The organism is Shinella yambaruensis, assembly GCF_022899355.1.
Classification (GTDB): domain Bacteria; phylum Pseudomonadota; class Alphaproteobacteria; order Rhizobiales; family Rhizobiaceae; genus Shinella; species Shinella yambaruensis.
The window spans coordinates 641,146-662,580 of the sequence record NZ_JALJCK010000002.1 but is presented as its reverse complement, the minus strand read 5'-3'; the positions used below and the strand labels follow the sequence as shown (position 1 = coordinate 662,580).

At 68.4% G+C, this 21,435-nt stretch carries 23 protein-coding genes; 1 reads left to right on the top strand and 22 read right to left on the bottom strand.

Annotated features, from left to right (window positions below; translation table 11 throughout):
- Nucleotides 1-418 precede the first annotated feature (418 nt).
- From MUU56_RS06975 to MUU56_RS06945, 7 genes are all read right to left on the bottom strand, one after another.
- Nucleotides 419-757 (bottom strand): RidA family protein, encoded by a 339-nt coding sequence (locus MUU56_RS06975; RefSeq protein ID WP_244766582.1) that lies wholly within the window; start codon nucleotides 755-757, stop codon nucleotides 419-421.
- Nucleotides 758-779: 22 nt separating this feature from the next.
- On the bottom strand, nucleotides 780-959 hold the full coding sequence (locus tag MUU56_RS06970) for a hypothetical protein (RefSeq protein WP_244766581.1): 180 nt from the start codon (nucleotides 957-959) through the stop codon (nucleotides 780-782).
- A 116-nt stretch (nucleotides 960-1,075) separates the two neighbouring features.
- On the bottom strand, nucleotides 1,076-2,005 hold the full coding sequence (locus MUU56_RS06965; RefSeq protein ID WP_244766580.1) for a phosphatidate cytidylyltransferase: 930 nt from the start codon (nucleotides 2,003-2,005) through the stop codon (nucleotides 1,076-1,078).
- Nucleotides 2,005-2,658, bottom strand: a complete 654-nt coding sequence (locus MUU56_RS06960; RefSeq protein ID WP_244766579.1) for a lysophospholipid acyltransferase family protein — start codon at nucleotides 2,656-2,658, stop codon at nucleotides 2,005-2,007. Before MUU56_RS06960 ends, MUU56_RS06965 begins: the two co-directional genes overlap by 1 nt.
- The gene (locus tag MUU56_RS06955) at nucleotides 2,655-3,092 is read right to left on the bottom strand and encodes a hypothetical protein (RefSeq protein ID WP_244766578.1); all 438 of its coding nucleotides are present in this window, start codon (nucleotides 3,090-3,092) and stop codon (nucleotides 2,655-2,657) included. The genes MUU56_RS06960 and MUU56_RS06955 overlap by 4 nt, the downstream gene beginning before the upstream one ends.
- Entirely contained in the window at nucleotides 3,089-4,423 is a 1,335-nt protein-coding gene (locus tag MUU56_RS06950; RefSeq protein ID WP_244766577.1) for a phosphatase PAP2/dual specificity phosphatase family protein, read from the bottom strand. Before MUU56_RS06950 ends, MUU56_RS06955 begins: the two co-directional genes overlap by 4 nt.
- Nucleotides 4,424-4,430: 7 nt before the next feature.
- On the bottom strand, nucleotides 4,431-6,167 hold the full coding sequence (locus tag MUU56_RS06945; RefSeq protein ID WP_244766576.1) for a bifunctional alpha/beta hydrolase/class I SAM-dependent methyltransferase: 1,737 nt from the start codon (nucleotides 6,165-6,167) through the stop codon (nucleotides 4,431-4,433).
- A gap of 119 nt (nucleotides 6,168-6,286) precedes the next feature.
- Here MUU56_RS06945 and MUU56_RS06940 point away from each other — a divergent pair, with 119 nt between their 5' ends.
- The gene (locus MUU56_RS06940) at nucleotides 6,287-6,883 is read left to right on the top strand and encodes a CDP-alcohol phosphatidyltransferase family protein (protein WP_244766575.1); all 597 of its coding nucleotides are present in this window, start codon (nucleotides 6,287-6,289) and stop codon (nucleotides 6,881-6,883) included.
- A gap of 3 nt (nucleotides 6,884-6,886) precedes the next feature.
- Here MUU56_RS06940 and MUU56_RS06935 read toward each other — a convergent pair whose 3' ends face one another.
- The 15 genes from MUU56_RS06935 to MUU56_RS06865 form a co-directional block, all read right to left on the bottom strand.
- Entirely contained in the window at nucleotides 6,887-8,203 is a 1,317-nt protein-coding gene (locus MUU56_RS06935) for a replication-associated recombination protein A (RefSeq protein ID WP_244766574.1), read from the bottom strand.
- Nucleotides 8,204-8,332: 129 nt separating this feature from the next.
- On the bottom strand, nucleotides 8,333-9,103 hold the full coding sequence (locus tag MUU56_RS06930; protein WP_244766573.1) for an ABC transporter ATP-binding protein: 771 nt from the start codon (nucleotides 9,101-9,103) through the stop codon (nucleotides 8,333-8,335).
- Nucleotides 9,104-9,111: 8 nt separating this feature from the next.
- Nucleotides 9,112-10,086, bottom strand: a complete 975-nt coding sequence (locus tag MUU56_RS06925) for an ABC transporter substrate-binding protein (RefSeq protein WP_244766572.1) — start codon at nucleotides 10,084-10,086, stop codon at nucleotides 9,112-9,114.
- 32 nt (nucleotides 10,087-10,118) lie between these two features.
- Nucleotides 10,119-10,970: an ABC transporter permease gene (locus MUU56_RS06920; protein ID WP_244766571.1), complete on the bottom strand. Its 852-nt coding sequence runs from the start codon at nucleotides 10,968-10,970 to the stop codon at nucleotides 10,119-10,121.
- A gap of 9 nt (nucleotides 10,971-10,979) precedes the next feature.
- Nucleotides 10,980-12,332, bottom strand: coding sequence for an LLM class flavin-dependent oxidoreductase (locus MUU56_RS06915; protein WP_244766570.1), 1,353 nt, complete (start codon nucleotides 12,330-12,332; stop codon nucleotides 10,980-10,982).
- Between the two features lie 122 nt (nucleotides 12,333-12,454).
- Entirely contained in the window at nucleotides 12,455-12,994 is a 540-nt protein-coding gene (locus tag MUU56_RS06910) for a flavin reductase family protein (RefSeq protein ID WP_244766569.1), read from the bottom strand.
- A 202-nt stretch (nucleotides 12,995-13,196) separates the two neighbouring features.
- On the bottom strand, nucleotides 13,197-13,589 hold the full coding sequence (locus MUU56_RS06905; RefSeq protein WP_244766568.1) for a RidA family protein: 393 nt from the start codon (nucleotides 13,587-13,589) through the stop codon (nucleotides 13,197-13,199).
- Between the two features lie 74 nt (nucleotides 13,590-13,663).
- Nucleotides 13,664-14,752: a D-TA family PLP-dependent enzyme gene (locus MUU56_RS06900; protein WP_244766567.1), complete on the bottom strand. Its 1,089-nt coding sequence runs from the start codon at nucleotides 14,750-14,752 to the stop codon at nucleotides 13,664-13,666.
- Nucleotides 14,753-14,860: 108 nt separating this feature from the next.
- Nucleotides 14,861-15,610, bottom strand: coding sequence for an SDR family NAD(P)-dependent oxidoreductase (locus tag MUU56_RS06895; protein WP_244766566.1), 750 nt, complete (start codon nucleotides 15,608-15,610; stop codon nucleotides 14,861-14,863).
- Between the two features lie 10 nt (nucleotides 15,611-15,620).
- Nucleotides 15,621-16,394: an SDR family NAD(P)-dependent oxidoreductase gene (locus MUU56_RS06890; RefSeq protein ID WP_244766565.1), complete on the bottom strand. Its 774-nt coding sequence runs from the start codon at nucleotides 16,392-16,394 to the stop codon at nucleotides 15,621-15,623.
- A gap of 108 nt (nucleotides 16,395-16,502) precedes the next feature.
- The gene (locus MUU56_RS06885) at nucleotides 16,503-17,783 is read right to left on the bottom strand and encodes an NAD(P)/FAD-dependent oxidoreductase (RefSeq protein ID WP_244766564.1); all 1,281 of its coding nucleotides are present in this window, start codon (nucleotides 17,781-17,783) and stop codon (nucleotides 16,503-16,505) included.
- Between the two features lie 64 nt (nucleotides 17,784-17,847).
- On the bottom strand, nucleotides 17,848-18,606 hold the full coding sequence (locus MUU56_RS06880; protein WP_244766563.1) for an iron ABC transporter ATP-binding protein: 759 nt from the start codon (nucleotides 18,604-18,606) through the stop codon (nucleotides 17,848-17,850).
- A complete protein-coding gene (locus MUU56_RS06875) occupies nucleotides 18,603-19,544 on the bottom strand; it encodes an iron chelate uptake ABC transporter family permease subunit (RefSeq protein ID WP_244766562.1) in 942 nt (313 codons plus the stop codon). Before MUU56_RS06875 ends, MUU56_RS06880 begins: the two co-directional genes overlap by 4 nt.
- The gene (locus tag MUU56_RS06870; RefSeq protein WP_244766561.1) at nucleotides 19,537-20,514 is read right to left on the bottom strand and encodes an ABC transporter permease; all 978 of its coding nucleotides are present in this window, start codon (nucleotides 20,512-20,514) and stop codon (nucleotides 19,537-19,539) included. The genes MUU56_RS06875 and MUU56_RS06870 overlap by 8 nt, the downstream gene beginning before the upstream one ends.
- The gene (locus MUU56_RS06865) at nucleotides 20,511-21,413 is read right to left on the bottom strand and encodes a siderophore ABC transporter substrate-binding protein (protein WP_244766560.1); all 903 of its coding nucleotides are present in this window, start codon (nucleotides 21,411-21,413) and stop codon (nucleotides 20,511-20,513) included. Before MUU56_RS06865 ends, MUU56_RS06870 begins: the two co-directional genes overlap by 4 nt.
- Nucleotides 21,414-21,435 lie beyond the last annotated feature (22 nt).

The window sequence follows — 21,435 nt, the reverse complement described above, 5'->3', positions numbered from 1 at the left end:
CGCAGGGAGGTGACCTGGCCTTTTGTAAACCACGGATTTGTCTGAGCTGGAAGTCCTGGATGTGCGGGAAGGCTGATACCGGGGCGGGATTGTCCGGGCGTGCGTGGAGCATGGAGCGGAAGAGCGTGAAATTTCAACGCCAAAGGGGTCGTGCGAACGTGGCGGGCTTTCGTGGCACGCTTGGGGTTCGCACCCGTGGACCGGGACGCCTGCTGGAGAGCAGCGGGCGGTTGAGGTCGGTGGCGGGCCTGGCGCCGGTAGGGCGTAGCGTGGGTTGTCCACCGCCGGGGCGATGGTGCCCAGCCGCGCCTTCGGGCCAGCCCGTTGCCAGACCCCAGGTTGAAGAGCATCATCGAAATTGCAAGGGCCGCATGCGCGCGGCCCCGCGTCTTCACCCGCGAACGGGTCACCGCGCGGTTCAGACGAGCGCGGTGACCTGGATTTCGACCAGCAGTTCCGGCGCGGCGAGGCGGGCCTCGACCGTTGCGCGGACCGGCAGGTTATCCGCGTCGACCCACTGGTCCCAGACGTCGTTCATCTGGGCGAAATGGGCGATGTCGCGCAGCCAGATGTTGGCGCTGATCAGCTTGGCCTTGGAAGTACCGGCCTCGGCCAGAAGGCCCTCGATCGTGGCCAGGATGTCGCGGGTCTGGGCGGTCGTGTCGGCACCGCTGCCAGTGACGCCGGCCGTGGTGACGACGCCGTTGACGACGACGGCTTGGCAGAAGCGCTTGCCGGGCTTGATACGCTGGATCATGAAAAATCTCCCATGGTGTTGATCACAGATTGGTTTTGCCGAAAGCCGAGAGGATGAAACCGGCGCGTTCCGCGCCGATCGGCGATGGCAGCGCGGCATCAATGCCCGAAACGCCGAGCGAGCGCAACTTGCCGCCGAGCGCCGCCATTTCCACTGCCGGCCGGGGCTGGCGCGCCGTGCTGCCACCGATGCCGCCGGACATGTCGGTGGCCGCCGGCGCATGAAGGCTGCGCGTACCGGCCGAGCGCGGCGTTTTCCCGCGGCATCGGCGCCTCGGCCCGTCTCGGCAGGCTCCCGCCGATGGGCAGACGCCGCTGGTTACGTCCAGGCGTAGCGCACGATGTGAAAGAAGACGGGGGCGGCGAAGACGAGGCTGTCGGCGCGGTCGAGCATGCCGCCATGGCCCTCGATCATGTGGCCCCAGTCCTTCACCCCGCGGTCGCGCTTGATGGCGGAGGCGACGAGGCCGCCGAAGAAGCCCATGATGCAGGCGAGCGCCGCGAGCCCGCCGGCTTCGAACGGCGAGAACGGCGTCAGCCAGTAGAGCCCAGCACCGAGCAGCGAAGCGCTGGCAATGCCGCCGACCAGCCCTTCCCAGGTCTTCGACGGCGAAATGCTCGGCGCGACCTTGTGCCTGCCGAAGAGCTTTCCGAAAATGTACTGCAGCACGTCGCTGCCCTGCACGGTGGCGATGAGGAAGGCGATGAGCAGCAGGCCCCGCCCCTCGTTGCCGGGAATGGGCAGCGTGACCAGCGCCGGCACATGGCTGATGCAATAGACCGACAGCATGATGCCCCATTGCTGCTCGCTGACCCGTTCGAGGAAGCGGGACGTGTCGCCGCGCATGGCCGTCAGCGCCGGCATGGCGAGGAAGCAGTAGACGGGGATGAAGATCGAATAGAGCCCGTACCAGTCGATCCAGATCAGGTAGTATTGCACCGGCACGATGATCAGGAACATGCCGAGCAGCGTCCAGCGGTCGGCGTGGCGCGTGTTGGTGAGGGTGACGTATTCGCGCAGCGCCGCGAAGGAGACGAAAGCGAAAAGCAGGATCACGCCGCCCGTGCCGAACAGGAAGGCGACACTGATGCCTGCCACCATGATCCACCAGGCCTTGATGCGGGCATTGAGGTTTTCGAGCGTCGCCGGCAGCGGTTTCTCGCTGCGCCAGGAAAGCACGCCGGCAACGAGGCTCGCGATGACGAGCACCGAGACGAGGCCAAGGAAAAGACGCGTGTCGTCGCTCATCAGCGGGTTCCATCCTTTCGGGGCGCAAGGGCAAGAAGCGCCGCGCGGGCGCGCTCGAGGAAAGCCTTCCGCTCCTCCCCGGCCTGAAGCACCAGCGGGGCGCCGAAGACGACGCGGCAGAGCAGCGGGACCGGCAGGAGCGCACCCTTCGGCAGGACGCGCGACATGTTCTCGATCCAGCAGGGCACCAGCTCGACATCCGGGCGAAGCGCCGCGAGATTGTAGAGGCCGGAGCGGAAGCGCAGGAGCGGCTCCTCCGTCATGTTGCGCGTGCCCTCGGGAAAGAAGATCAGGGACTGGCCCGCATCGAGCGCGGCGAGCATCACCTGCATCGGATCGGCGGTGCGCTCCACCCAGTTGCGCTCGACGAGCACCGTGCGCAGCATCCTGCCGGAAATGAAGCGGCGGATCGGGCCGGCATTCCAATAGTCCGCCCCGGCGACGGCGGCCGTGCGGCGGCGTTCGGCAAAGGGCAGGCAGGTGGAGACCAGGATGAAATCGCCATGGCTCGCATGGTTGGCGAAATAGATGCGTTGCCGGCCGTAGGGCGCCGAGCCGGCCCAGATCGGCCGCACGCCGGTGACGGCGCGCGAAAGGCCGGCGAGCACCGCGCCGGATACCGTCTGCAACAGGGATGCGCCGTTCGCGCTCATGCCCCGCCTCCCTCCATCCCGTCGAGGAGCAGGATGAGGTAGAGCGCGACGGCGACCGCCAATGCGATCCGCTGCAGCCAGAGGAGCCGCCGGCATCCCCGGAGGCGCTCCGGCAGCGTTGCCGAAACGCCGCCCCGGGCACGAAGCCCCATGCGCGCCAGAACGTCGTCGATGGCCGCAAGCCCCGCCGCTTCCCCGTCATGGGAGGCGGCGAGCCGGAACAGCGCGGCATCGAACAGGAGATGCACCGAAAATGCCAGCGGCACGAGGCAGGAGGCAAGCAGCAGCCCCCAGGCGAGCGGCCCGGTGAAACCATGGGCGCCGGCCGTCGGCGGCGCGGCGGCGAGGATCAGCAGCGCCGCCGCGCCGCCGGCAAGGCCGTTGCGCCGGAGGCGCCGGATGGCATCCGCGACGATCGCCCGCCAGTCCGTCATCGCGCCGCCTCCTCGATCGCGGCATAGGTTTCCAGCGCAAGATGCACCGGCCGCCCCTTCGCCTTGATCTGGGCGACGGCCGCGACGGCGCTGGCCGCAAGCCCCGTCCGCATCAGGACGCAGGCGGCGACGAGCGCGCTGCGCTGGAAGCCGAGCGCGCAGCAGACGAGGACCGGCCCATGCCGCCCCGCTTCCTCGGCGGCGAGCGCCGCCTCGCGGATGCGGGCGGCGGAGAGGGGCAGCAGATCGAGCGCCGGGAAGGCGCGCCAGGAAAGGCCGGGAACGGCAAGGCCCGGCAGCTCCGCCGTCATGTCGATGACGGCGGCATAGGTCGAAAGGGCACGCCGCGTCGGCACCCGGCCGAGGAAGACGCCGTCAGCGATCTCGACGGCGGCCGGCAGGCGCCGCGTCCACCACCAGGCATTCACCCGCACACCGAGCCTGTAGGGCATCAGCAGCCAGCGGCTTGCGAGACTGATGCGGCCATCGCCCTCCTTCTGGAACACATCCGGCCCGGCACCGGCATAGGCGAGCGCGACGATGGCGAGGGCAAGCGCCGGCCAGAGCAGCAGCAACCCCGCCCCGGAGCCGAACGTCGTCCACACCGCAAGGAACAGGAAGACCAGCGCGCCGGCGCCATAACAGACGGCGAGCCGCCGCGCCTTCGGATCGACCGTCAGGCGAAACCCTGCCAGCGGCGACGGCCGGCCGGCCGGGAACAGCCAGAGGGCGGAGAGGCCGAGCAGCGCGCCGGTCGGGATATCGATGCTGTGATGCTGCCAGGTGGTGAGGACGGAGACGCCGATCAGAAAGCTCCAGGCATGCCAGACCGCCAGCGTCTTTCCCCGCAGCCGCATGCGCCAGTGATCCCAGATGATCACCAGCAGGGCGACATGCAGCGAAGGGGCCTGGTTGAACGGCTTGTCGAAGCCGCCGAGCACGTCGAACAGGAAGCCCGGCAGCCCCTGCGTCTCCGGCCGCACGAAGATCGCCTGCAGCGGAAAGGCGATGAAGCAGAGGACGGCGACGACCTGTGCCGTGAGGTAGCGCCGCGCCAGCCGGCCGACCTCCGCCGGCGTCTCGTTGACGAAGAGCGAGAGCGCATAGAAGGCGTTGATCGACCAGTAGGGCAGGATCGTCCAGGCGAGGAAGGGGATGTGCCGCTCCCAGCCGAACGCGAGATTCGGCACGTCCGCCCGCTGCGCAGCCAGCCAGTTGGAAAAGCCGTAGGTCAGGTAGAAGAACGGCGCCAGGACGGCGAGCCAGAGCGCTGCCGCGCGAAAAACCGCGCGGCGATCGACGGCAAGGACAGATGCGACGCCCTCCCCCATGGCCGCCTCAGATGCGCTCGGCCAGCGAGACGGTGAAGATGCCCCATTTGTCGATGCGCTGCTCGACCTTACGGAAGCCGGCGGCCGCCACGAGCTGGTCCATCTCCTGCTGGGTGCGTCGGCGCATGATCCAGGCCTCGCCGCCGCGATGCGAGGTCAGCGCGCGGGCGATCATCTCAAGCTGCGGATGCCAGGGCTGGCCGGTATAGAGGAGCAGCGCGCCCGGCTCCGTCGCCCGCGCGAGGCCGGCCAGCGAGGCCTCGATCAGGGCATTGTCCGGGAAGAGCTCGTAGAGGCCGGAAACGATCGCAAGCGTCGGCCGCGGGGCGATCGCGGCAAGCCCTTCCGTGTCGAAGGCGTCCGCCCGGTGGAACTCCGCCACGTCCGAGAGGCCGCGCTCGGTGATCAGCGCCGTGCCCTTCTCCACGTTGATCGGCGAATAGTCCTGCAGGCGGATGCTCTCCGGCTTTACCTCGGACGCCGCGACCGCATCGAGCACGTAGCGCCCGTGGCCGGCGGCGATGTCGAGCACGCGCAGCGGCCGCCCCTCGGCCTTCAGGCGCGCCAGCGCCGTGCCGATCAGCGCCTCCAGATGGACCTTGCGCTGGCGGATGCCGCGCCAGCCTATCGCGTCGAGGAACTGCCGGTCGATCAGCCGCCCGCCGGGGCCGAGGCCGCGGGCCTCGTCCTCATAGACATAGTCGAGCGTGGAGCCGGAATCGAAGCCGGTGCGCAAACCCGTCTCGATGCCCCTGGAGAAGAGGCCGCCGAGGCGGATCGAGGCGCGCGTCAGTGCCCAGTAGAGCCCGCGCGGGGAGAACAGCGACAGCGGCGTCGCCAGCCGGTCGGCCTCGTCGCGGGTGTAGCCGGAAAGATGGGCACGCCGCAGGTCGGCCACAACGGGCGGTTCGGCGAAACGCTGGAGGAGGAAGGTCCGCACCTTTTCGAGCGCCTTCGCCCGGTCCCGCTCGCCGAGCGTGTCGTGGTAGAAGCCGGGCAGCACATGGCGCTCCTTGATCGTGCTGCCGAGATTTTCGAAGAAGCGGTGCTGCGGCGCATGGCGCACGACGAAATCGCTGCCGGAGACGAGAAGCTGCGTCGGCACCGTGATGGCGCGCGCATCGGCGACCACCCGGTCTGCCGCCTCGTAGAGTTCCAGGAGGATGTTGGAGGCGATGGGGCGGGTGATCAGCGGATCGGCCTCGAAGGAGGCGATGCGCTGCGGATCATGCGTCAGGAAGCGGGCCTTGACGTAGGAATTGACGAAGAACGTGCCCTTGAGCTTCTGCCAGAGCGCGATGCCCTCCTTGGCGAAGGGCACGTAGAGCTTCACGTCGAAGGCCGGGGAAGCCAGCACCAGCGCGCGGATATCCGGCGCATAGTCATGCACCCAGGTGGAGGCCAGCACGGCGCCGACGCTCTGGGCGACGACGGCGACCTGGTCCATGGAAAAGCCGCCGGTCTCGCTTATATGGCGGACGAAGCAGTCGAGATCGCGTACCGAATGGGCGAAGGACGGCGAATGGCCGCGCTCGCCGGGCGACCGGCCATGGCCGCGTGCATCCCAGGCGTAGAAGGCGAAGTCGTCGAGCCCGAGCTCCTCGGCAATATGCGCCACCCGGCCGCTGTGCTCATGGCCGCGGTGCAGCAGAACGACCGCGCCCTTCGCCGCGCCGGAACGGGCGGGCCAGGCACGGTAGAAAAGCTCCACGCCGTCATGGCTCGCAAAGGCGGATTCGATCATGCTGTCATCTCTCCTGCGGAAACCTCAGCACCTATACGGATGAGGACGCATGTTTGCAGTTGATTTCATGTCGATTGCATCCTCTTTTATTGCACGCAATCGAGCGGATTCGAGCTGACATGTCGATCTATAAACTGAAATCATCCTTCCAGAACCTGCTTCGTCCCCTGGTGGGACGGCTTGCGGCCATGGGTGTCACGGCCAATCAGGTGACGCTGATCGCCGCGCTCGTCTCGGTGGGGATCGGCGCGCTCCTTCTCGTCAATCCGGCGTCCGCCCTTTTCGCGCTCGTTCCCGTCTGGATGCTGCTGCGCATGGGGCTCAACGCCATCGACGGCATGCTCGCCCGCGAACACGGCCAGAAGAGCCCGCTCGGCGGCTATCTCAACGAGATCACCGATGTCGTCTCCGATGCCGCGCTCTACCTGCCCTTCGCGCTGGTGGCGCCGTTTTCCCTGCCGTGGTTCACGGCCATCGTCTTCCTTTCGGCGCTGACGGAGTTCGCCGGCGTGCTCGGCGTCGCCCATGGCAACGGCCGCAGCTACGAGGGGCCGATGGGCAAGAGCGACCGGGCCTTCCTCTTCGGTGCGCTCGGCGCGCTCGTCGCCGGTTTCGGCACGTTGCCGGCCTGGACGTGGCACATCCAGCCGATGGCCTGCGTGCTGCTCGCCTGGACGGTGGTCAACCGGGTCCGGGTCGGCCTCACCGGACGTTAGCCTTCAGCGTTTCTCGCCGAAGCGGCGCGGCGTCGGCCGGCCGGTGATCTGGTCCCAGTGCTCGTCGGCCCGCCGCTCGAAGGTCCCCGCCTCGCGGGCGTCGCTCTGGTAGAAGGCGCCGCGCGGAACGTCCGGCGCGTAGACCTGCTCGCTCCAGCCCCGTCCGTCGTCATGCGGGAAGGCATAGCCGACATGGCCGAGCGCCGCCGCGCCCTTGTAATGCGCGTCGCGCAGATGCATCGGCACCGCCGAGGGCGCCTCTTTCGCCACATGGGCGAGAGCAAGCGAAATGCCGCGGCAGGCGGAGTTCGACTTCGGCGCCCGGGCGACGTGCAGGGCGGCATGGGCGAGGATGATCTGCGCCTCGGGATAGCCGATCTTCTCCACCGCATGCAGCGCGGCCACCGCCGTCTGCAGTGCCGTGTTGTCGGCAAGGCCGACATCCTCGGACGCGTGGATCATGATGCGGCGGGCGATGTAGCGCGGGTCCTCGCCGCCATGGATCAGCCGGGCAAGCCAGTAGAGCGTCGCATCGGGATCGGAGCCGCGCATCGATTTCACGAAGGCCGAGACCACATCGTAATGCGCATCGCCCGACCGGTCGTGGTTGACGGGCGCGGCGGCATAGGCCTCCTCGACCATCGCCTCGGTGATGACGACGGGTTTTCCCGGCGCGTGCCCGACGGCAAGGCTTTCAAGCACCGTCAGCGCGCGACGCGCATCGCCGCCGGAGCGGCCGGCGATGCGGCGCAGTTGGTCGGGTTCCAGCTCCACCGCGATGCCGCGCGCCGCAAGGTGGCGAAGCCCCCGCCGCACCACTTCCTCCATCTCCTCCAGCATCAGCGGCTCTAGCTTCAATATGGTGGAGCGGGAGATGAGCGCGGGCGTCAGCGTATGGTAGGGATTGCCGGTCGTCGCGCCGATGAAGTCGGCGACGCCCTCCTCGCAGAGCGCAAGGAGATGGTCCTGCTGCGTCGCGCTGAAGCGATGCACCTCGTCCGCGAAGAGCAGGGTCGGCCGCATGCGCGCCTCGTCGGCGATCTTGCGGATGTCGGCCACGTTGTTGTGCGCGGCATGCAGCGGGCGGAAGTTCTTGCCGAGCATGTTGCCGATGGCGCGCGCGATCGACGTCTTGCCAAGGCCGGGCGGGCCGTAGAGCACGATGCTGCCGAGCCTTCCGGCCGCGATGCGCCGGCGCAGCATGGTGCCCTCGCCGATGATCTTCTCCTGGCCGATCACGTCGTCCAGGCTCGCCGGGCGCAGCTCCGCGGCGAGCGGCATGGCGCCGGTGCGCGGTGCGGCGTCGAAAAGATCGGTCATGGCGTCCTCCGGTCTTAAACGGTCCTGTCCAACCCGGCGGCCTGACGCAAAAGCCCGCCTGCCCGGCCGGATGACGTTCGTCTATCGGCCGGAGCAGGCGGGGTCAAAGGCAATCGTACGCGGTCGCGGTCAGTGCAGGCCGAAGAGGGTCAGCAGTTCCTCGCGATGGCGCACGAATTCCGGCGCGCTGCGGTCGCGCGGGCGTGGCAGGTCGATCTCGATCAGCCGCGGCGCGGCATTCTTCTCGCGCGGCAGGATGAGGATGCGGTCGGCAAGGTAGATCGCCTCCTCCAGGTCGTGCGTCACGAGGATGGTCGTCACGTCCTCGTCGCGCCAGATGCGCGTCAGCTCCTGCTGCATGCCGATCTTCGTCATGGCGTCGAGCGCGCCGAGCGGTTCGTCGAGCAGCAGGATCTCCGGCTGGACGGCAAGCGCCCGGGCAATGCCGACGCGCTGCGCCATGCCGCCGGAAAGCTGGCGCGGATAGGCGTTCTCGAAGGATTGCAGGCCGACGAGCTGGACATAGCGCCGCGCGCGGGCTTTCGCCTCCTCGCGGGAAACACCGCGCGTATCGAGGCCGAAGGCGACGTTTTCGAGCACCGTCAGCCAGGGCAGCAGGCGCGGCTCCTGGAAGATGACCGCCCGTTCCGCGCCGACGCCCGAGACGGCCTTGCCGTCGATCAGCACCTCGCCGCCGTCGGCATCCTCCAGCCCGGCGAGGATGCGCAGCAGCGTCGTCTTGCCGGAGCCGCTGGCGCCGACGATGGCGAGGCTCTCGCCCGAGCGGATCTTCAGGTTGATGTTGTCGAGAACCGGCAGCGGCCGGCCATCGAGCGTGTAGGATTTCGAGAGGTGACGGATCGTCACCTCTCCACGGATCGCTGCGGGGGCAAGGCTCATGGCGGGCCTCAGTTCGTCGCCGCGTCGGGCGAATAGAGCACGTCCTTGGCCGCGAGCTGGCCTTGCTTCAGCTTGCCCTCGCGCACCAGCACGTCGATCCAGAACTGTACGTCCCGCTCGACCGGAAGGCCGCCGGCACGAACGCCGTAACCGCGGAAATACTGTGCGATGTCAGGGTTCTCGCCGCGTTCCTGCAAGGCCTTTGCGAGGATCTTGCGGGTTTCCTCGGGATGTTCGCGGGCATAGTCGAGCGCGCGGGCGGACTGTTCCACGAAGGTCTTCGCCGCCTCGGGATGCGCCTTGACGAAATCGCGGCGCAGCACCACGAAGCCGCCGGCGATCTCGCCGAGCACGTCCGTGTCGCCGAAGATCGCGCGCAGGCCGCCGTTCTTGCTGGCCGCGCCCTCGAAGGTCGTCTGCCAGTAGCCGAAGGCCGAGATGTCGACCTGGCCGGAGCGCAGCACCTGCTCGAGCTGCGGGCCGGGCACGACGACCTGGTTGGCCGCATCCGTCGGCAGGCCGACCGAATGCAGCGCCTCGCGGATCGTGTAGTCGAGATGGGCGCCGAGCGTGTTGACGGCGATGCTCTTGCCGGCAATGTCCTTGATCTCCCTGATCGGGCTGTCCTCCAGCACGTAGAAGATCGACTGGACCTCGGCATTGATGCCGTTCGAGGGATAGGCGGCGACGAAGTCGTTGCCGCTGATGATCGAGTTCAGCACGGCGGAGGTGGCCGCGCTGCCGAGCTCCACGTCGCCGGAGGCGAGCGCGATCAGCGAGGCCGGGCCGCCGGCGGCATAGCCGACATTCTCGATGGTGATGCCGGTTCCCTCGAAATAGCCGAGTTCGGCGGCAAGCTCATGGGCGGTCAGGCCGCCCTGGCTGGCGAGGTAACGCAGGTTGACGTCTTCCGCGGAAGCCGTGCCGGCAAGGCCGAGCACGAAGGCGGCGGAGAGGAGAAGCTTCTTCGAATGGAAGGTCATGACGGTGTCCTTTGACAAAGAGGATGAGGAATTCAGGCGTTCGGCTGCGACCAGCGGCAGAGTTTCTTCTGGAGGAGGACCAGCACCGCATTGGCGATGAGACCGAGCAGGGCGAGAAGCAGGATGGCGGCGAACATCAGCGGGATCTGGAAATTGTACTGGGCGTTCATCACCTGGAAGCCGATGCCCTTGTTGGCGCCGATCATCTCGGCGGCGATGAGCAGCAGCAGCGCCGTGGTGGCCGAGAGGCGCAGGCCCACGAAGATCGCGGGAACCGAGGCCGGCAGGATGACGCGGCGGAAGATCGTCAGGCGCCCTGCGCCATAGGTCCGCGCCATCTCGACAAGCTTGCCGTCGACCTCCTTCACGCCGCCGATCGTGGCGAGCAGGATCGGGAAGAGCGTCGCCCAGAAGATGACGAAGACCTTCGAGGTCTCGCCGAGCCCGAGCAGCAGGATGAAGACGGGATAGAGCGCGAGCGCCGAGGTCTGGCGGAAGAACTGCAGCAGCGGATCGAGCGCCTGCTCGACGATCTTCGCCTGTCCCATGACGAGGCCGAGCGGGATGCCGATCGCGACGGCGGCAGCAAAGGCGATGCCGGAGCGCTGGAGACTGATGGCGATGTCGTCGATGAGCGCGCCGCTGGCAAGGCTGTCCCAGAGGGCCGCGACGATGATGTGGAGCGGCGGGAAGACGGCGGGATTGACCCAGCCCTGCGTGCTCGAAATCTGCCAGAGCGCCAGGAAGGCCAGCACCAGGCCGTAGCGGGCGAGGAACGACGGCAAAAGCGCATTCAGCCGTGCTGTTACCCTTGGCGCCGCCGGTGGGCGGCTGGCCAGGCGAAAATCCGCGCCGAGGGTGGAGTTGACGTTCTCATAGGACATGGTCGTCTCCTATTCGGCGGCCTGGACGGCGGCGCGCGCGCCGGCCCAGCGGTTGACGGGGAAAGGCAGGCCGAGGTTTTCGCGCAGCGTCGTGCCCTCGTATTCGGTGCGGAACAGGCCGCGGCGCTGGAGCTCGGGGATGACCAGATCAACGAAATCGTCGAGCGCGGTGGGAAGCCACGGCGGCAGGATGTTAAAGCCGTCGGCGGCCTCGTTCTCGAACCATTCCTGCAGGGTGTCGACGATCGTCTCGGGCGTGCCGACGATGGTGTAGTGGCCGCGGGCGGAGGCGATCCACTGGTAGAGCTGGCGGATGGTGAAATTGTTCTCGTCGGCGATCTGGCGGATCAGCGCCTGGCGGCTCTTCATGCCCTCGGTCGGCGGGGCGGGCGGCAGCGGGCCGTCGAGGTCGTAGCCCCTGAGGTCCAGCGTGCCTCCGGTGAGCCCGTTGAGGAGACCGACGCCGTCCTCTTCGACGATCAGCGCGGTCAGGCGGTCGTATTTCTCCCGCGCCTCCTCCAGCGTCCGGCCGACGAAGGGAGAAACGCCGGGCATGACGAGGATATGGTCCGGATTGCGGCCGAGGCCGCGGGCGCGCGCCTTGATGTCGCGGTAGAATTCCTGCGCCGTCCCGATGTGCTGGTGGGCGGTGAAGATCACTTCCGCGGTGGCGGCGGCAAGCCCGCGGCCGTCATCCGACTGGCCGGCCTGCACGATGACGGGATGGCCCTGCGGCGAACGGGAGACGTTGAGCGGTCCGCGCACCTGGAAATGCTCGCCGCGGTGGTCGCTCTCGTGCAGCTTTTCCGGATCGTAGAAGACGCCGCGCTCCTTGTCGCGCAGGAAGGCGTCGTCCTCGAAACTGTCCCAGAGCTTCTTGACCACCTCGACATGCTCGGCGGCACGGCGGTAGCGCGCGGCGTGGGGCAGCTGGGTCTCGCGGTTGAAGTTCTGCGCGGTCGGATCGCCCGTCGTGGTGACGACGTTCCAGCCGGCGCGGCCGCCGGAAATGAGATCGAGCGAGGCGAACTTGCGCGCCGTGTTGTAGGGTTCCTCGTAGGTCGTCGAGGCGGTGGCGATGAAGCCGAGGTTCTTCGTGAAGGGCGCGAGCGCCGAAAACAGCGTCACCGGCTCGAAGCCGGCAACGCGGGCATTGCCCCCTTCCCGCGCACCACCGAAACCGATGGCGAGGTTATCCGCCAGGAAGTAGGCGTCGAACAGGCCGCGCTCGGCGGTCTGGGCAAGCTGCTTGTGGAATTCGAAGCTGGTGGCGCCGTCCGCCGGCTGGTCCGGGTGGCGCCAGGAAGCGACGTGCTGGCCGCCGCCGGGAAGGAAGGCGCCAAGCCTGATCTTGCGTGTCATCGTGTTTCCTTTCGTGTCGTCTGGAAAGGGCCGCGTCGGCCACGGGGTCTCGATCCCGCCCGCGGCGGGGGATGGCAGTGCATGGATGGGGATGCCGGTGCGGCGGCGCCGCTCAGCAGGTTTCAGGACAGGGCATGGTAGCGGCCGTCCTGGTAGAGCAGCGAATGGCCGGCGCCGAGGCGGATCGCCAGAACCTTGCCGATGACGATGACGTGGCTGTGCCGTTCGATGGCTTCCTCGACGACGCAGTCGATCGCCGCGACGGCATCGACCAGCAGCGGCGCGCCGCTGACGGCGGTGGTCCAGTCCGCCCCGCGATAGCGATCGGCGCCGCGCAGGCCGCCGCGGCCGGCGAACTGGTTGGCAAGGACCTCGTGAGTGCTGCCGACGATGTTGATGCCGAGATGGCCGTAGCGCTCGACGACGGGCCAGGTGGAGGAAGAGCGGTTGAGGGAAACCAGCATGCGTGCCGGCTCGACGGAAAGCGCCGTCGCCGAGGTGACGGTCGCGCCGGTGCGGGCCTCGCCCTCGCCGGCCGTGATGATGCTGACACCGCCGCCGAGCGTGCGCAGCGCCGCCTTCAACGCGTCGGCGTCGGCCGGCTGCTCGATCGCCGTGGTGCTGCGAATGTTGAAACGTGTGTTTTCGACATGGGCGTTCATCGTTCCCGCTCCGCTTGAGACCCCTGATGGTGATAGGGATAACAAGCGGAAGCCTGGGGCAGCAGGCACGCCATTTCTTATTTCACTATTTTTATAGAAAATATGAATTTCGACTACCCGACGCCTGCGGGAGCGTTTGCCGCCGGGGGAAAGGGGGGGACCGAACGCGCCAGGACCCAAGGCCGACGCATCCGGCACGACCTCAGGCGCGCCCGCGCCGCGCCGCCATCGCCGTCACCTCGACACGCATGCCGGGATCGGCGAGCGCGGCGACGCCCACGGCGCAGCGCACCGGATAGGGCTTCTTGAAATAGGCGCAGTAGACCTCGTTGAAGGCCGGGCGCTCGGTGATGTCGGTGAGGTAGATCGTCAAATGGATCACGTCGGCAAGGCTGCTGCCGGCCTTTTCCAGCGAGGCCTTCAGGCTTTCCAGCGTCGCCACGCTCTGCGTCTTGATATCGCCGGTCTCCAGCGATCCGTCGGCGCGCAGCGGGATATGCGTGGTGACGAGGAGGTTGCCGAGGCCGGCGGTGTCCGACGAGATCTCCGTCTCGTCGGTGTCCTCGATGAAGAAGGGGGCATCGTTTTCAGCCATGGCCGATTCTCCTTGAATGCGTTTGCCGGTCAGCACGAGCGGCTTTGCCGCGTGCCGTCAACCGAAATCCGGGCTCACCAGACCGTGCCGCGCGCGGCGACCTCTTCAACCCTGGTGACGATGCCGCCGCGATGGAAGACCATGCGGTCGAACAGGTTGCTGACGACGCAGGTGTGGTTCGGCACGATGTGCACCACGCTGCCGATGGCGGGAAACGCGCCCCGGCAATCCTTGAGATCGACGACCGCATGCTCCTCCGAGAGGGAGACGATGCGGGCGCCCTCGTGGCCTTCGATCTCGCCGTAGTCGGCAAAGCCGAGCAGGTCGGAGGTGAGCGCCTTGGAACCGGCATCCAGCACCGCGCGGTCCTCCGCCGGGCGCGAGACGACGGTCGCAAGGATGTGCATGGCAAGGTCCTGCCGCTTGCAATGGCCGGCGCGCACCATGCTGCGGTCGTTGTAGACATAGGTTCCCGCACGGTGTTCCGTGGCGGAGGGCACGAGATGGGCCTTCCAAAGGTCTGGCGAACCGCCGCTGGAGCGCACCGGGCAATCGAGGCCGCGGGCCGCAAGCAAGGTCATGGTTCCGGCGATGAAAGCCTCCACCGCGCTCGCCCCGCCGGTCGCCGGATAGGTGAGGATGCCGCCGAAGCGGAGGGCGGGCGCCGCGGCGATCCGGGCCGCGAGGTCCGTCGCCGCCTCCGGCGTCTGCACGCCGCACCGGCGCCCGCCCGTATCGCATTCCACGAGCACGGTCAGCGGACGGGCGGCATCGAAAGCGCCGGCAAGGCCGTCCACGGTCGTGGCGCTGTCGGCGACCACTGCAAGGCGCGGCACCCGTTCGTGCAGCGCGCGCAGGCGCCTGAGCTTCGCCGCGCCGAGAATGTTGTAGGTGATCAGGATGTCCTCAAAGCCGGCATCGGCGAAAACCTCGGCCTCGCTGATCTTCTGGCAGTTGAGCCCGACGGCGCCGGCCGCCCGCTGCGCCTCGGCGACCGCGATGATCTTGTGGGTCTTGATATGCGGGCGGAAAGCCATACCGTGCCCGTCGAAATAGGCCTGCGCGCGGGCGATGTTCGCCGCCAGCCGGTCCTCGTCGATGACGGGCATGGGGGTGGGGACATCTTCGAGCGGCGTGCCGGCGTCGGGCCAGGGATAGGTCATGGAAAGCCTTCCGGTCTTGGCGTCCGCGGCGCCCGTTGGGTTGCGGTCACTATGGTATGAATGGCTTCGGGACGAAACAGAAATCCTCGCCCCCGTCTTGGGCGGGATTCAGGCCTTGCGCTCCTGGAGGATGTTGCCGCCATCGACCACCAGCACGGCGCCGTTGATATAGCTCGCCTTCGGAGAGGCGAGGAAGGCGACGGCGGCGGCCACCTCGTCCGGCCGGCCCGCGCGGCCGCAGGGCGTCGCCATGGCGGCGCGGCGCTCCTCCTCCGTGGAGGCGCCCGTGTCGATCCAGCCGGGCGCCACGGCATTGATCGTGACGCCGTGCGGGCCGGCCTCGAGGGCGAGCGCATGCGTCAGGCCCACCATGCCGGCCTTGGCGGCGGAATAGGCCGTCTCGCCGGGATTGGCGACATAGGGTCCCGTCACCGATGCCACGTTGACGATGCGGCCGTAACCGTCCGCCAGCATGTCCGGCAGGTAGAGGCGGGTCGAAAGGAACGTCGTCTTGAGGGTGACGGAGATGCCGCGGTCCCAGTCCGCCTCCTCCAGCATGGCGAAATCCCGCTGCAGCGCCGGCTGTGCGAGGCTGCCCATGCCGGCATTGTTGACGAGCACCGCGGCCGGTCCCGTCGCCCGCCGCAGCGTTTCGACCTCGGCCCTGACGGTGAGGTCGCAGACATGGCCGGTCGCGGAAAACCCGTCGCGCCGCAATTCCTCGGCGCGGGTCAAAATCCGCGCGCTGGTCGCCACGAGGTGGACGGCATAGCCCTCCTCCGCCAAGCTCCGCGCACAGGCGAAGCCGATGCCGTCCTCCGCCCCTGCCCCGGTGATGATCGCCGTCCTGCGCTGCATCCGCCCCTCCTCAGTACCCGGCCGTCACGCCGAAATCGATGGAGAGCGCCGCCCCGGTGATGGGCGCGGCGTCCGGCTCGCAGAGATAGGCGACCATGCGGGCGATCTCCTCCGGCCGGATGAAGCGCGCCGCCGCCTGCTGGGGGTAGTTGGACAGGAGCTTCGCCTTGTAGCCGTCCGGGTCGCCGCCGCCATAGCGGTCCGCCTGGAACTCGATCATCGGCGTCGCGACGTCGCCGGGGCAGACGGCATTGACGCGGATCCGGCGCGGCGCGAGTTCCAGCGCCAGCGCCTTGGTCAGCAGCACCAGCCCGCCCTTCGAGGCGCAGTAGATCGAAGCGCCGTTGTTGCCGACGAGACCGGCATCCGAGGCGATGTTGACGATGGAGGCACCGGCCCCGAGATGCGGGATCGCCGCCTGGATGAGGAAGAACGCCCCCTTGAGGTTGACGTCGAGGACGATGTCCCAGTCCTCTTCCGTCATCGTCCCGGCTGCGCCCTCGCGCCAGACGCCGGCGGCATTGACGACGGCGTCGAGGCGTCCATGCCAGGCGAGCGCCGTCTCAACGGCGGAAGCGCAGGAGGCGACCTTGCGCATGTCGAGCGGCACCGCAAGCACCGCACCGCCCCCGGCTCGTACCGCCTCCACCGCCGTCGTCAGGCGCTCGGATTCAAGGTCGGCAAGGACGACGGCATAACCATCGGCGGAAAGCCGCGCGGCGATCGCCGTCCCCATGCCGCCGGCCCCGCCGGCAATGAGCGCTACTCGGGTCTGGTCGGTCATGGTTTCCCCTGCCTCGATGCGATGTCCTTTCATGAAAAGGAAGGGGAGCGACGGCGATAGTCAACACCGCAGTTCGGGCAACCCACCGCTCAGTGGCGGCCGGCCGTCTCAGGCGGCACGCTCGCGCCACCGGTCCTGTGCCTGCAGCTTCCAATAGGTCAATTGCGCCACAGCCAGCCCCGCGAGGCCGCCGGCCCAGGCCAGGCCGAAGGGCGCAAAGAGCCTGTAGCGCTCGCTTTCCCCCAGGATGCCCTCGGCGACAACCTTGCCGCCGATCGCCGTCGTGTTGAGGCCGTGGCCGCCGAAGGCGGTGCAGTGCCAGACGCCGGAGGCCATGCGTCCGATCTGGGGCATCAGGTGGCGGGCATAGGACATCAGGCCCGACCAGGCGAGCTCCGTCCCGAGGCCGGCAAGCTGCGGGTAGGTGCCGACCATCTCGGCGCGCAGTTCGCGCACCAGCCCCTCGGCCGAGGCGGCGCGGGTGGTGATGCGCCCGCCCCAGAGCAGCCTCCGGCCATCATCGACGAGGCGGTAATAGTCGCCCGCCCGGCGGTTGTCGCCGATGGCGTCGCCGGTGGCAATCGCTGTGGCGAGAAGGTCAGGCGCCTCCTCGCTGATCATCACATAGGTGGCGATCGGCAGGAAGGCGCGTCGGAGCCGCGCATTCAGCGCCCCGGTGTACCCGCCGGTGGCGAAGACGACGTCCCGCGCCGTCACCGTGCCGCCTGCCGTCTTCACCCGCTTCTCCGCGCCCTCCAGATCCGTCCCCGTTGTCGCGGACTGCTCGAAGATGCGCCCGCCGAGGCGCTCGATTTCCCGGGCGATGCCGCGCAGATAATTCAAGGGGTGCATGTGGAAGGCATCCCCATGGCGCACCGCCTGATGGTAACGATCCGATTTCAGCACCGCGCGCACCGCATCGCGGTCCATGTAGCTGGCGTCTTCGCCATAGCGCCGGCGCGCGTCCTCCACGTCGGCCTTGAGGCGCGCGCCGTCATCGTAGCGCAGCACGCTCATCAGGCCCGGTCGGAGTTTTGCATCCTGCAGGCCAAGGGTCCGGATGTTGTCGCGGACGAATTCGACGCCCTCCATCGACAGGAGATGCAACTCGTGCGCCGACGCCGGGCCGGCCATGCGGGCGATATTGCCCTCTCCCGTCGCATAACCGGCGCTGACGAAGCCGCCATTGCGCCCGGAGGCGCCGAAGCCGATGCTCTCCGTTTCCAGCACCACCACGCTCCGGCCAGCCCGCGCAAGCTGAAGGGCCGTCGAGAGGCCGGCAAGGCCGCCGCCGATGATCACCGCGTCGCAGTCGACGGTGCCGGCGAGCGCGGGGCGCGCCGCCGGATCCGTCATGGTGCGGCGGTAATAGGTATCCGGATAGGCCATGCTGCTCCCCCTCGGCATGCGATGGGTGGACTGATGCGCATCCGCCCCCGTTCGTCAATCGGCCCTAAAGCTGATGCAGCACGAAGGGCTTGCCCTCGATCGTCTCCACCCGCATGTTAAAGCCGAAGACGGCCTCCAGCGTTTCCGGCGTCAGGATCTCCGTCGGCGTTCCGTCCGCGACGATACGACCGCCCTTCATTGCGACGATGCGGTCGGCGTGAGCGCTTGCCTGGTTGATGTCGTGCAGCACGATGACGACCGTCTTGCCCTTGCCGTCGGCGATGCTGCGCAGCGAGCGCATCAGTTCGCGGGCGTAATACATGTCGAGATTGTTCAGCGGCTCGTCGAGCAAGAGGTAATCCGTGCCCTGCGCAAAGGCCATGGCGACAAGCGCGCGCTGGCGCTGGCCGCCGGAGAGCGTCTCGATGAAGCGATCGGCAAGGTCGGCGAGATCGAACCGGGCGATGGCCGCATCGATAATGGCGTGGTCGGCCGCGGTGAGGCGGCCGCGGCCATGGGGAAACCGGCCGAAGCCGACGAGCTCGCGCACCTTGAGGCGGCTTGCCACCGTCGTGTCCTGCCGCAGGATGGCGATGACGCGGGCGAGTTCCCGGCCAGGCGTACTATCCACCGGCAGCCCGTCGATATCGATGGCGCCCGTCTGGAGCGGCTGCAGCCGCGCGACGAGCGAAAGAAGCGAGGACTTTCCCGCGCCGTTCGGCCCGATCAGCGCCACGACGCCACCCTTCGGGATCGTCAGGCTGACATCCGTGAGGATCGGCGTCGTCCGGTGCTTGAAGGAGACGTTTTCTATCCGGATCATTTGCGGCTCCCGAGGACCAGCAGCAGGAGGAAGACGAGCCCGCCGACGAATTCGATGACGACGCCGAGCGCCGTCGCGTTGCCGAGCGCATGCTGGAACAGCGTCTGCCCGCCGACGAGCACGACGATGCCGGCAAGGGCGGCCGCCGGCAGCAGCACGCCGTGGCGGCGGGTATCGACGATGCGCTCGGCCAGCGCCGCCACCAGAAGCCCGAAGAAGGCGACCGGCCCGACGAGCGCCGTGGAGACGGCCACCAGCGCTGAGACGAGCAGCAGCAGGCCCGTCACCGTGCCCGCCCAGCCGACGCCGAGGCCCGTTGCCGTATCCGGCCCGAGCGAGATGATGTCGAGCACGTGGCGCGCCCGCCAGGCGATCACGGCGGCGATGACCGTGACGATGGCGGCGAAGACCAGGAGGTCGGTGCGCACAGCATTGAAATTGGCGAAGCTCGCCGATTGCACGACGGAGAACTCGTTGGGGTCGATGAGGCGGGCGAGCAGCGAATGCAGGCTGCGGAACAGGACGCCGAAGACCACGCCGGCCAGCAGCATCAGGCCCATGTCGAGGCGGCTCTTCAGCATGGGCAGCAGCAGCGCCGAGGCGAGCGCCATCAGCACCAGCACCTCCAGGCCGAACTTCATCTGCGGATCGAGCGTGACATAGCCGACCCCGCCGAGCAGGAAGACCATCAGCATCTGGCCGAAGAGATAGAGCGCATCGAGCCCCATGATCGACGGCGTCAGGATGCGGTTGCCGGTGACGGTCTGGAAGATCACAGTGGAAATGGCGATCGCCACGCCCACCTGCACCAGCGCCGCAAGCTTCACGAGGCGCAGTTCCAGCACGAAGGCGATGTTGCCCTTGAGGCCGATCGCCAGGAACGCGACGGCAGCGGCAAGGGCCGCGGCGGCAAGGCCGAGAAGACGACGGTCAGGCATGGGCGCCACGCCGGAAGAGCAGCCAGAGGAAGATCGCCCCGCCGACCACGCCCATCACCGTGCCGACGGGGATCTCGTAAGGATAGCGGATGAGGCGCCCGGCGATGTCGCAGGCGAGCACCAGCCCCGCCCCGCCGGCGGCGACCCAGCCCAGCGTGCCGCGCACATTGTCGCCCATCAGGCGCGAGACGATGTTGGGCACGGCAAGGCCGACGAAGGGGATCATGCCGACGACGGCGACGGCCAGCGCCGTGATGACGGAGACGAGGACGAGGCCGATCTGCACCATGCGGGCATAGTCGATGCCGAGCCCGATGCTCGCCTCGCGCCCGAGCGCCATGATGGTCAGCCGGTCGGCAACGAACCAGGCGATGGCGACCATCACGGCGGCGATCCACAAGAGTTCGTAGCGCCCGCGCAGCACGCCGGAGAAGTCGCCGTTGGTCCAGACGGCGAGGAACTGCAGGAGATCCGCCTGCCAGGCCGCATAGGTCGCGGCCGCGCCGATGACCCCGCCATAGACGATGCCGAAGAGCGGCACGAGGAACGGCTGGGCGGGCGGCAGGCGATGGGCGGTCGCCAGGAAGATCGAGGTGCCGAGCAGAGCCGCGCCGCCGGCGACGAGCGTCTTCACCGGCAGGGCGGCGGCGGGAAAGAGCAGCGTGACGAGGAGGATGCCGAGTTCGGCGCTCTGCGCCGTGCCGGCGGTCGCGGGCTCGACGAAGCGGTTGCGGGCCAGCGTCTGCATGATGAGGCCGGCGATCGCCAGCCCGGCGCCGCTGAGGATCGCGGCAAGCGTGCGCGGCAGGCGGCTGACGAGGAGCAGCTGCAGCGCTTCGGGATCGCTCAGCACCCGGCCGAGCGGCATCGGGCTGACGCCGACGGCAAGGCTCAGCACAAAAAGGACCGCGAGCCCGAGGCCCGCGATCGTTCCGGTCCGCAAGGAGGGTTGCAGGGCGCGGGCGCTCATTTCGCGGCGGCGAAGGCCTCCGTGATCGTCGCCAGCACGCGTTCGAGCGACTGCACGCCGCCGGCGGCGATGTAGAAATCCGGCGCCGGCAGGTAGACGACCTGGCCCTTCTTCCACGCCGTCGTTTCCGCCACGAGCTCGTTGTCGAGCGTCACCCTGGCGGCCTGCTCGTTGGAGCCGACGGCAGCGGCGCGGTCGAGCACCAGAAGCCAGTCCGGGTTCGCCTCGCGGATGAATTCGAAGGACACCGCCTCGCCATGCGTCGCCGTCTCGATCTCGGCGATCGCCGGCGGCAGGTCGAGCGCCGCATGCACCCAGCCGAAGCGCGAGCCGGGGCCATAGGTGGAGACCTTCGGCCCGTTGGTCATGACGATCAGCGCCTTGCCCTTGCCGGCAACGGCGGCCCTCGCGGCCGCAAGCTTCGCGTCCAGCTCGCCGGCAATCGCCTTTGCCTCCGCCGCCTTGCCGAACAGCTCGCCATAGGTCTCAAGACGCAGCTTGGCCTGGCCGAAGAGATCGTCGCCATCGATCGTCATGTCGATGGTCGGCGCCACCTTGGCGGTGACGTCCGCCTTGGCGGCGGACCGGCTGCCGACGATGACGAGATCGGGGCCGAGCGCGCTCAGCGCCTCGAGGTCGGGCTCGAAGAGCGTGCCGACCGCCGTCGCGCCCGCCTTGATCGGCTCCAGCGCGGGAACGTAGAGCTTGTCCGGCACGCCCGCCGGGCGGATGCCGAGGCGGTCGAGCGTGTCGAGCGCGGCCATGTCGTAGACGGCGATGGTTTTCGGCACGCCGTCGACCGCGACCGTTCCCCGCGCCGTCGGCACGTCCATGGCGCCGGCGGGCAGGATGGAAAGGGCAAGGGCGGCGAAGGCCGCGAGCGGGCGGAACTGTTTCATGGTCTACCTGTCATTCTGGATG

What these genes read in the sequence shown, in the direction of transcription:
- MUU56_RS06975 (WP_244766582.1), bottom strand. Translation starts at nt 757, where the DNA reads ATGATCCAGCGTATCAAGCCCGGCAAGCGCTTCTGCCAAGCCGTCGTC.
- MUU56_RS06970 (WP_244766581.1), bottom strand. Translation starts at nt 959, where the DNA reads ATGTCCGGCGGCATCGGTGGCAGCACGGCGCGCCAGCCCCGGCCGGCA.
- MUU56_RS06965 (WP_244766580.1), bottom strand. Translation starts at nt 2,005, where the DNA reads ATGAGCGACGACACGCGTCTTTTCCTTGGCCTCGTCTCGGTGCTCGTC.
- MUU56_RS06960 (WP_244766579.1), bottom strand. Translation starts at nt 2,658, where the DNA reads ATGAGCGCGAACGGCGCATCCCTGTTGCAGACGGTATCCGGCGCGGTG.
- MUU56_RS06955 (WP_244766578.1), bottom strand. Translation starts at nt 3,092, where the DNA reads ATGACGGACTGGCGGGCGATCGTCGCGGATGCCATCCGGCGCCTCCGG.
- MUU56_RS06950 (WP_244766577.1), bottom strand. Translation starts at nt 4,423, where the DNA reads ATGGGGGAGGGCGTCGCATCTGTCCTTGCCGTCGATCGCCGCGCGGTT.
- MUU56_RS06945 (WP_244766576.1), bottom strand. Translation starts at nt 6,167, where the DNA reads ATGATCGAATCCGCCTTTGCGAGCCATGACGGCGTGGAGCTTTTCTAC.
- MUU56_RS06940 (WP_244766575.1), top strand. Translation starts at nt 6,287, where the DNA reads ATGTCGATCTATAAACTGAAATCATCCTTCCAGAACCTGCTTCGTCCC.
- MUU56_RS06935 (WP_244766574.1), bottom strand. Translation starts at nt 8,203, where the DNA reads ATGACCGATCTTTTCGACGCCGCACCGCGCACCGGCGCCATGCCGCTC.
- MUU56_RS06930 (WP_244766573.1), bottom strand. Translation starts at nt 9,103, where the DNA reads ATGAGCCTTGCCCCCGCAGCGATCCGTGGAGAGGTGACGATCCGTCAC.
- MUU56_RS06925 (WP_244766572.1), bottom strand. Translation starts at nt 10,086, where the DNA reads ATGACCTTCCATTCGAAGAAGCTTCTCCTCTCCGCCGCCTTCGTGCTC.
- MUU56_RS06920 (WP_244766571.1), bottom strand. Translation starts at nt 10,970, where the DNA reads ATGTCCTATGAGAACGTCAACTCCACCCTCGGCGCGGATTTTCGCCTG.
- MUU56_RS06915 (WP_244766570.1), bottom strand. Translation starts at nt 12,332, where the DNA reads ATGACACGCAAGATCAGGCTTGGCGCCTTCCTTCCCGGCGGCGGCCAG.
- MUU56_RS06910 (WP_244766569.1), bottom strand. Translation starts at nt 12,994, where the DNA reads ATGAACGCCCATGTCGAAAACACACGTTTCAACATTCGCAGCACCACG.
- MUU56_RS06905 (WP_244766568.1), bottom strand. Translation starts at nt 13,589, where the DNA reads ATGGCTGAAAACGATGCCCCCTTCTTCATCGAGGACACCGACGAGACG.
- MUU56_RS06900 (WP_244766567.1), bottom strand. Translation starts at nt 14,752, where the DNA reads ATGACCTATCCCTGGCCCGACGCCGGCACGCCGCTCGAAGATGTCCCC.
- MUU56_RS06895 (WP_244766566.1), bottom strand. Translation starts at nt 15,610, where the DNA reads ATGCAGCGCAGGACGGCGATCATCACCGGGGCAGGGGCGGAGGACGGC.
- MUU56_RS06890 (WP_244766565.1), bottom strand. Translation starts at nt 16,394, where the DNA reads ATGACCGACCAGACCCGAGTAGCGCTCATTGCCGGCGGGGCCGGCGGC.
- MUU56_RS06885 (WP_244766564.1), bottom strand. Translation starts at nt 17,783, where the DNA reads ATGGCCTATCCGGATACCTATTACCGCCGCACCATGACGGATCCGGCG.
- MUU56_RS06880 (WP_244766563.1), bottom strand. Translation starts at nt 18,606, where the DNA reads ATGATCCGGATAGAAAACGTCTCCTTCAAGCACCGGACGACGCCGATC.
- MUU56_RS06875 (WP_244766562.1), bottom strand. Translation starts at nt 19,544, where the DNA reads ATGCCTGACCGTCGTCTTCTCGGCCTTGCCGCCGCGGCCCTTGCCGCT.
- MUU56_RS06870 (WP_244766561.1), bottom strand. Translation starts at nt 20,514, where the DNA reads ATGAGCGCCCGCGCCCTGCAACCCTCCTTGCGGACCGGAACGATCGCG.
- MUU56_RS06865 (WP_244766560.1), bottom strand. Translation starts at nt 21,413, where the DNA reads ATGAAACAGTTCCGCCCGCTCGCGGCCTTCGCCGCCCTTGCCCTTTCC.